General features: G+C 67.7%; 6 protein-coding genes. 4 read left to right on the forward strand and 2 right to left on the reverse strand.

Going from position 1 to position 4,796, the window contains the following annotated elements; genetic code table 11:
• Both WB785_RS24110 and WB785_RS24115 read left to right on the forward strand, forming a co-directional pair.
• Positions 1-601: thiamine pyrophosphate-binding protein (locus WB785_RS24110; RefSeq protein WP_424082512.1), on the forward strand; the 601-nt coding region annotated here is incomplete at its 5' end.
• A 26-nt stretch (positions 602-627) separates the two neighbouring features.
• On the forward strand, positions 628-1,149 hold the full coding sequence (locus WB785_RS24115; RefSeq protein WP_424082521.1) for a DUF3592 domain-containing protein: 522 nt from the start codon (positions 628-630) through the stop codon (positions 1,147-1,149).
• On the opposite strand, the gene WB785_RS24120 is transcribed toward WB785_RS24115, so the two are convergent.
• Positions 1,113-1,742, reverse strand: a complete 630-nt coding sequence (locus tag WB785_RS24120) for a DsbA family protein (protein WP_424082514.1) — start codon at positions 1,740-1,742, stop codon at positions 1,113-1,115. The genes WB785_RS24115 and WB785_RS24120 overlap by 37 nt on opposite strands.
• Before the next feature lie 85 nt (positions 1,743-1,827).
• On the opposite strand from WB785_RS24120, the gene WB785_RS24125 reads away from it, so the two are divergent.
• Both WB785_RS24125 and WB785_RS24130 read left to right on the forward strand, forming a co-directional pair.
• Positions 1,828-2,955 (forward strand): glycosyltransferase family 4 protein, encoded by a 1,128-nt coding sequence (locus WB785_RS24125; protein ID WP_424082516.1) that lies wholly within the window; start codon positions 1,828-1,830, stop codon positions 2,953-2,955.
• Between the two features lie 15 nt (positions 2,956-2,970).
• A complete protein-coding gene (locus WB785_RS24130) occupies positions 2,971-3,663 on the forward strand; it encodes a demethylmenaquinone methyltransferase (RefSeq protein WP_424082518.1) in 693 nt (230 codons plus the stop codon).
• Here the strand turns inward: WB785_RS24130 and menJ are convergent.
• Positions 3,656-4,796, reverse strand: a 1,141-nt coding sequence (gene menJ, locus WB785_RS24135; RefSeq protein WP_424082520.1) for a menaquinone reductase, incomplete at its 5' end; no start/stop codon positions are given. The genes WB785_RS24130 and menJ overlap by 8 nt on opposite strands.

Genomic DNA, 4,796 nt, shown 5'->3' on the forward strand with positions numbered 1-4,796 from the left:
GCTCAAGGCCCACCCGCTGACCACCGGCCTGCACGTGGCCGCCGCCGTCGCCGACGCGCTGCGCCCCGGTGACCAACTGGTGCTTGGTGCGTCCAACCCGGTGCGCGACGCCGCGCTTGTGGGGCTCAACCCACACGGCGTCACAGTGCGGTCCAACCGCGGGGTCGCCGGTATCGACGGCACGGTGTCCACCGCGATCGGGGCGGCGCTGGCGCACGAGCGGTCGGGTGGCCGCACCGTCGCGTTGATCGGCGATCTGACCTTCGTGCACGACAGCTCCGGGTTGCTGATCGGGCCCACCGAGCCGGTACCGGCGGACCTGACCATCGTGGTGTCCAACGACAACGGCGGCGGCATCTTCGAACTACTCGAGCAGGGCGATCCGCGGTTTTCTGACGTGTCGTCGCGGGTGTTCGGCACCCCGCACGACGTCGACGTCGGCGCGCTGTGTCGCGCCTACCACGTCGACAGCCGACAGATCGAGGTCGACGAACTCGGTCCCGCGCTCGACGAAACCGGCGCCGGGATGCGGGTGCTCGAAGTCAAGGCCGACCGGTCCTCGCTGCGGCAGCTGCACGCCGCCATCAAGGCCGCATTGTGAGGATCGCCGCCAAGGCCGTAACGGCACTGGCGTCGCTGAAAGCATTGGCGCGCATCCTGATTCACGGCCGTAGCGGCGAGCTGCCCAACACTCGGGGCCATCGCGTCGTCCGCTGGGCACGGGTTGGGGTGCTGATCCTGGCAGGGCTGGTCACACTGCAGTCGCTGTTGCTGGTGGCTGGTGCGGTGCGCAATGACATTGCCATCCAACGCAATATGGGGGTGGCGGAAGCCGAGGTGCTCAGCGCCGGACCGCGGCGCTCCACCATCGAATTCGTCACGCCGGACCGGATCACCTACCGCCCAGAGCTCGGGGTACTGTACCCGTCCGAATTGGCAACGGGGATGCGGATTTACGTCGAATACGACAAACTCAACCCGAACCTGGTGCGGGTGCAGCACCGCAACGCCAAGCTGGCTATCGTCCCGGCGGGATCTATCGCGGTGGTCGGCTGGCTGGTCGCCGCGATCGCGCTGGGTGGTCTGGCATTTGTGGACAAGCGGCTGGACCGTCAGCTGGACAAGGCGTCCAGCCAACCCGGGTCTTGAATGTCGACGAGCCGATTCGCCTTGAGGTCGTAAACCGTTGGGGTGCCTGGGTTTGGGTTTAACTGATCGAGGCGTGCCCTGTTGGTGTCGTTGAGCGTGGCGGTATCGACGGCAAACTCGCCGGCAGCGATCCGGTCGGCCACCGGCTCGGGTATCCCGCTTTCACGGGCCATCGCCGCGATGTCGTTGTTGCTCGGGCCGTCTTTACTTTGGTGGCGGTAGAGGTCTTGCACGAAAGCCTGATACGCCGTCGGCGACGTCGACGGATCGGCCGCCACAAACAGCGCGTTGGCGACTCGGGCGGAAACGTCGTTGTGATGCTTGCCATCAAGGAAGGTCAGCCATCGATACGTGACAGCGAGCCGGCCGCTGCCCAGATCGCCGGCAATCCGGTCGCCGTACGTCGACTCCAACTGCGCGCAGTCCGGGCATTGCGGTTCGCAGAAGATCTCCAACTGCACTGCAGCGTCACCCGGCCCCGCCACCACCCCGTCGCCGTCCGGCGTTCGCAGCACGTCGGCGTGCGCGACGGCTGTGCTGAACATCACCATCCACAGCGCCGTCGCCGCCCATACCCGCAGGCAGGCCCGCATTGTCTAGTCCCCCTTTGCGTGAGAGTTCGCATGACGTATACCCGTCGGCAACCATATCGACAGGCGACGCTGCCACCGTGATGGTGTGCGCGTAGCGATTGTCGCGGAGTCCTTTCTCCCGCACGTCAACGGCGTTAGCAACTCGGTGGTCCGAATACTCGAGCACCTGCGCCGTACTGGTCATGAAGCCCTCGTCATAGCTCCCGACACCCCGCCGGGACAGCCGCCGGCCGATCGGATCCACGACGGTATCCGGGTGCACCGGACGCCGTCGCGGATGTTCCCGAAGGTGACGACGCTGCCACTTGGGGTGCCCACACCGCGGTTGACGCGGGTGCTGCGCGGATTCGAGCCTGACGTAGTGCATTTGGCGTCGCCGGCGCTGCTCGGCTGGGGCGGTGTGCGGGCGGCACGTCGACTTGGGGTGCCGACGGTGGCGGTATACCAAACCGACGTACCGGGTTTCGCGGAGAGCTACGGGATCGGGATCACCGCGCGGGCCGCATGGGCGTGGTTCCGTCACTTGCACGGCCTCGCGGACTGTACCCTGGCGCCGTCCACTGCGACGATGGAATCTCTTGTTAATCACGGTTTTCCGCGGGTTTATCAGTGGGCCCGCGGGGTCGACGTGATTCGCTACGTACCGTCAGCTCGCAATGAGGTCCTTAGGCAGCACTGGTCGCCGGATGGCAAGCCGATCGTCGGGTTCGTCGGCCGGCTCGCGCCGGAGAAGCATGTCGAGCGGCTGATCAGGTTGGCTGCCACCGGGACGGTGCAGGTAGTCATCGTCGGCGATGGGGTTGACCGCGCCAAGCTGCAATCAGCAATGCCGACAGCCGTTTTCACCGGTGCGCTGTACGGCGAAGAGCTCGCCGAAGCATATGCCAGCATGGATGTCTTCGTGCATGCGGGCGAGCACGAGACGTTCTGCCAAGTCGTGCAGGAAGCGTTGGCGTCGGGGCTGCCGGTGATCGCCCCCGACGCCGGCGGACCACGCGATCTGGTCATCCCGTGGCGCACCGGACTGCTGTTGGGCGTCAACGAGTTCGAGGCACAGCTGCCCGCCGCCGTCGATCACCTGCTGGCCGAACGACACCGCTACGCGCCGGCGGCCCGGCGCAGCGTGCTGCATCGCAGCTGGTCGGCGATCTGCGACGAGCTGCTCGGCCACTACGAGGCGGTGCGGGGCAACCGTCGCGCGGAGGCGGCCTGAGCTAGTGTCGACGGCGTGAGCCGCGCGACGCTGGACAAAGATCCTCGCGAGGTGGCGTCGATGTTCGACGGCGTGGCCCGGCGCTACGACCTGACTAACACCGTGCTGTCGCTTGGCCAGGACCGGCATTGGCGGCGCGCCACCCGGTTGGCGCTGGACATCGGCCCGGGCCAGAAGGTGCTGGACCTGGCCGCGGGCACCGCGGTGTCGACCGTCGAGCTGGCCGGCTCCGGGGCGTGGTGCGTGGCGACCGACTTTTCGGTCGGAATGCTGGCAGCCGGACGCGCTCGTATCGTGCCGAAGGTAGCTGGTGACGCGACCCGATTGCCGTTCGGCGACAACGTGTTTGACGCCGTCACGATCAGTTTCGGCTTGCGCAATATCGCCGACCGCGGCGCGGCGCTGCGCGAGATGGCTCGCGTCACTCGACCGGGTGGGCGATTGGTGGTGTGCGAATTCTCCACGCCCACCAATCGGCTGTTCGCGACGGCCTACAAGGAGTATTTGATGCAGGCGTTGCCGCGGGTGGCGCGGGCCGTGTCGAGCAATCCGGATGCATATGTCTACCTGGCCGAGTCGATTCGGGCCTGGCCCGACCAGCCCGCGCTGGCGCATCAGATTTCCCGCGCCGGATGGTCGGCGGTGCGATGGCGGAACCTGACCGGCGGCATCGTCGCGCTGCACGCCGCCTACAAGCCTGCTAGCTGAACGGCTTTCGACGGTCGATCAGCCGCGAGGCCAGCCCGCCGCCGCGCCACACCCGAGCGACCCAGTCGGCGTCGTCGTCGGTGACCAGGTTGCCCATCACCCGCACCGCGATGCCCATCAACGTCGTCGAGCGCATCGCGATCGGACCGGTCGCCGGCAAGAACCGCGGAAAGGTCAGCAGCAACGCCAGCCGGCGTGCCACCGAAAACCCACGCCCGTAATGGGATTGCAGCAAGCTCGGCCACGCTTTCGACAGATCACCTGAACCGAGCATTTCGGCGGCCAGCCGCCCGGTTTCCAGCCCGTAGTCGATGCCCTCGCCGTTGAGCGGGTTGACGCAGGCGGCGGCGTCGCCGATCAGCATCCAGTTCCGGCCGGCGACCCCCGACACCGCCCCGCCCATCGGCAGTAGCGCTGAGGACATCGCGCGAGGCTGGCCGCTGAACCCCCACTCGTCGCGGCGCAGGTCGGTGTAATACGACATCAGCGGTCGAAGCGCCAGCTCGGCGGGCCGTTTGGACGTTGACAGCGCGCCCACGCCGATGTTCACTTCGCCGTTGCCCAGCGGGAAGATCCAGCCGTAGCCGGGCAGCACCGCGCCGTCGGGGGAGCGCAGCTCCAGGTGTGAGGTCAGCCACGGCTCGTCGCTGCGCGGCGTGGCCAGGTATCCGCGGGCGGCGATCCCATACACCGTCTCCTGATGCCAGCGCCGGCCCAAAACGCGCCCTAGTGGCGAGCGGGCGCCGTCGGCGACGATCAGCTCGCGGCAACCGACCTCGGTCCCGTCGGCCAGCGCCACCGACACCACCCGGGTCGACGAATCATGATGTACACCAACCGCTTTGACGCCGAGCCGCATCTGAGCGCCGGCGTCTTCGGCGACTTTGCGGATCCGGTCGTCCAGCTCGACGCGGGCCACCGCGCTGCCGGTCGACGGGAACGAGGGGCCGGGCCAGTCGACTTCCACCTCGCCGCCGAACCCGCTCATCCTCAAGCCGCGATGCCGAATCCGGGCATCCAGCCAGTCGCCCAGCCCCAGCCGTTCGAGCTCGGCGACCGCGCGCGGTGTCAACCCGTCGCCGCAGGACTTATCGCGGGGAAAGTTCGCCGCGTCGACCACCAGCACGTCGCGG

The sequence above is a fragment of the Mycobacterium sp. genome, assembly GCF_049585075.1.
Classification (GTDB): domain Bacteria; phylum Actinomycetota; class Actinomycetes; order Mycobacteriales; family Mycobacteriaceae; genus Mycobacterium.

What these genes read in the sequence shown, in the direction of transcription:
- WB785_RS24120 (WP_424082514.1), bottom strand. Translation starts at nt 1,742, where the DNA reads ATGCGGGCCTGCCTGCGGGTATGGGCGGCGACGGCGCTGTGGATGGTG.